Genomic DNA, 2,928 nt, shown 5'->3' with positions numbered 1-2,928 from the left:
TATAATTAAAAAAGCAATAAGGGCAATGAATGATAATGAAATATTTTTATTGTTCATTTTGTAATAGTTGTCATAAATGTGTTTGTCAAAGTAAATGAAATATATTTTACTTCGAAATATTTTGTCTTGCAAATGTGGTTATCTTTTTCAACAACTCACCCTTTCCGACAGATTTACTCTATCTAAAATGAAAAATTAATATTTTTTTACACTTTTTCGGTGTTATGGGGCGAACTTTTTCGGAGGTGGGCTGTTTTATGTCTGTAGTTTTGTAAAGTTTGTNNAGGTTGGGAAGTCTGCGAAGTGATTTCGCGGGCTTCTTATTTATTTTATTCCTTTTGGAAAATGAAATTTAATTTTAGTTTTTTCTTTAGTTTCTGGTGGATATATGGCTATATTATTTTTCTTTTATCTGTATATGGAATATATCTTTTTAGAAAGAAGAGAAGAGACAAAGCTTATACAGTTTTTGCAATAATCGCTTTCATCCTTCTTGTTACTTTTATGGATGATATCTTATCTAAGCTATTTTATTAGTTTGTTGCCAATTGGATCTCTATTTTTTCTGATCTTTTTCTGTTTTCCTCTTATTCATTTTTTTACATTTGCGGTATGAATAAAATTGTTCTATTTATCGTCAGGGGTATATACAAGACTACTCCTCCATATAAGGATATGCCGGATACATTATCAAAAACAAGTATATACTTGCATTTCGTTTTTTATCTGGTAGTAGCTATTGTCAGTTTGGGATTGATTATTAATATTTTTACGCGTTTTCTTGATTAGAAGTTAAGCTTTTTATTTAATTATATCTCAATTTTTTTGCCATGTTTAAAGAAAGAATATGTTATTCATTGGATAAAATATTACTTTAACTTTTTAATTCTTTAATTACTTTAGGTAGATGATTATACTCAAAGATATATTAGGAACAGTAGTTATATTTTTTGCTTTCATTCTAATGGCGTCGCCTCTATTGGCAGTCTTCTGTTATTTATGCTCATTTTTTGCAAAATATCATGGGCTAAAATATAAAAGTACACTTTTTTTAATTATTGCAATATTTCTTACTATAGTATCCGCCTCCATTTATTCTATGTATGGGAAGTATATCTTGTCGTTTTTGGGGTTAAGGTAATTTATTCCAAACACATTGTTAAAACAATTGATGATATTAACTTTTACATTTTTAATAGCACAAATATGAAAAAAACACTAACGCGAACTTTAATCCTATCTTTTTTTATCTCCCTCAATTCATGTATGGTAATCAATTCATTGCTTGGTATTAATCAGTGCAATTATCCGAATTGCGACAGGGAATGTGCCGATAATTGTAACTATTGCTCGTTCCATTGCGATGGTTATGGCCTTCCCGCTGATCTCGATGCCAGAACAGGGAAGTCAATTGATAAGCAGTTGGAGCAATACCGAAACGACCAGAAAAAGAAGTAATTTCGATACTTTAAAAGAAAAGAGCATACACAAATATCGTCAGAAGCATAGCCGATATAGTAAAGAATGGGATAAACAAAAACTTATCCATCCTCTTGCTAATGAAAAGATAAACCAGAATATTGATAGAGACAATTAGCCCTACAATATATGCTTTCATGGTTTTTCCTACAACCACAAAAGGATTATATAATAAATACGCATCGCTCGATTGGTGGGGATAGCCGTATAGTTTTTCTACTATATACCCTATTATCAGATATAGAAAAATAAGACCAAGAAGATATAAGAGGCTATATAAAGCACTGTAGGCAACTTTTTTCATAAAGCGATCGTTGAATTTCTGTATTTTTTGTAACAATTTATTCAAAAGACGAAAGTAGCAATAAGAAATCACTTTTTGATTGAACGGTTTCTCGATTATTACTTTCTCGATACGCAGAAATCCCATTTTAACTAAAATACTTGCTTCCTCAGCTATTTTCTATATCTTTACAGTCAAACAAACCGAGGCAAAAATGAAAAAACTACTATCCATAATCCTACTGCTCAGCCTGTCTGTAGCCTTCTATTCGTGTGGAGGTGATATGGAAGAGGAAACGAAGAAACCCCAAGAATTTGTATGGAACGGCGATTGGAACGATCCTGCCGACCCTAATTTTAAGCCGGAAGGGTTTAATCCGATAAAGGGGGTATGGAGGTTCAATTGGGATACTGATAGGGGAATTTGCTTTTCTGAAGATTTCAAAGTATATAATGTATACTTCCATCCCAATGGAAAATATACTATGGAATTGTGGAGAGAAAAATATATCATCAATGATAAAGCCTTTAAAAATCTGCCAAATGAAATAAATAGATATAAAGTGAAAAACAATAAATTGCAATATACATATGAACTTGAAAAGGATGAATCATGGTCAAATCTAACAAAAGTCCAAGAATAGAAAGAGGATGTATCAAAAGCAATTTTTACGATCATTCTGTCATCCTGGCTGTAGGGAAGAATCTCTTTTGAGAGGAGAGACGTTTCACTATCGTTCAACATAACAATAGAAAGTAATACGTTGATAGTATGTTTTTATTTTTGATATACCCTCTTCTGTATTATTTTATTTTGCGAATGAGTTTTAGTGTTGCCTGATTCTTACCTAAAGGGTCATAACCATCTATTTCAGCTACATTATAAAGGTCTCCGTTGAATCGGATAAGCGATTTATTTAAATTCTTATATTCTTCCGCACTAAGTATGCAATCAATTATTGTGTAATCGTTGCTGTTGTCAAGTAGGAAGAAGAAATTTTTCATAATCGAATCGGTTTTGTTTTCATAATCCAATATCATTTTATATGTATCATTATATTCGTTAGAAACAAGGGCAACCTGTACATTCCTGTTCTTTATGGTTTCAATATTAAATATTCCTGACTTATACCAAAAACGTTGGGCTTTGGAAAATCCAGTGTTAAT

4 protein-coding genes and 1 pseudogene are annotated in these 2,928 nt (G+C 31.2%); 3 read left to right on the top strand and 2 right to left on the bottom strand.

Annotated elements, in window-relative coordinates; all coding sequences use genetic code 11:
* Positions 1 to 612: 612 nt before the first annotated feature.
* Positions 613 to 789, top strand: coding sequence for a hypothetical protein (locus B3P17_RS00785; protein WP_252638335.1), 177 nt, complete (start codon positions 613 to 615; stop codon positions 787 to 789).
* Positions 790 to 1,206: 417 nt separating this feature from the next.
* Positions 1,207 to 1,458, top strand: coding sequence for a hypothetical protein (locus B3P17_RS00780; RefSeq protein WP_252638334.1), 252 nt, complete (start codon positions 1,207 to 1,209; stop codon positions 1,456 to 1,458).
* A gap of 10 nt (positions 1,459 to 1,468) precedes the next feature.
* Here the strand turns inward: B3P17_RS00780 and B3P17_RS00775 are convergent, their stop codons facing one another.
* Entirely contained in the window at positions 1,469 to 1,783 is a 315-nt protein-coding gene (locus B3P17_RS00775; protein WP_252638333.1) for a hypothetical protein, read from the bottom strand.
* 193 nt (positions 1,784 to 1,976) lie between these two features.
* On the opposite strand from B3P17_RS00775, the gene B3P17_RS00770 reads away from it, so the two are divergent.
* Positions 1,977 to 2,405 carry a hypothetical protein gene (locus tag B3P17_RS00770; RefSeq protein ID WP_252638332.1) on the top strand — a complete coding sequence of 143 codons (429 nt, stop codon included), beginning with the start codon at positions 1,977 to 1,979 and terminating at the stop codon, positions 2,403 to 2,405.
* Between the two features lie 160 nt (positions 2,406 to 2,565).
* Here the strand turns inward: B3P17_RS00770 and B3P17_RS00765 are convergent.
* Positions 2,566 to 2,928, bottom strand: a pseudogene (locus B3P17_RS00765) (hypothetical protein); the annotation flags it as partial.

The organism is Dysgonomonas sp. UBA7630, assembly GCF_002483985.1.
Classification (GTDB): domain Bacteria; phylum Bacteroidota; class Bacteroidia; order Bacteroidales; family Dysgonomonadaceae; genus Dysgonomonas.
The sequence above is the reverse complement of the archived record's forward strand: the minus strand, read 5'-3'. Positions and strand labels throughout refer to the sequence as shown.

Excerpts from the sequence above, each read along its gene's own strand:
- B3P17_RS00780 (WP_252638334.1), top strand. The coding sequence starts at position 1,207 with ATGAAAAAAACACTAACGCGAACTTTAATCCTATCTTTTTTTATCTCC.
- B3P17_RS00775 (WP_252638333.1), bottom strand. The coding sequence starts at position 1,783 with ATGAAAAAAGTTGCCTACAGTGCTTTATATAGCCTCTTATATCTTCTT.
- B3P17_RS00770 (WP_252638332.1), top strand. The coding sequence starts at position 1,977 with ATGAAAAAACTACTATCCATAATCCTACTGCTCAGCCTGTCTGTAGCC.
- B3P17_RS00785 (WP_252638335.1), top strand. The coding sequence starts at position 613 with ATGAATAAAATTGTTCTATTTATCGTCAGGGGTATATACAAGACTACT.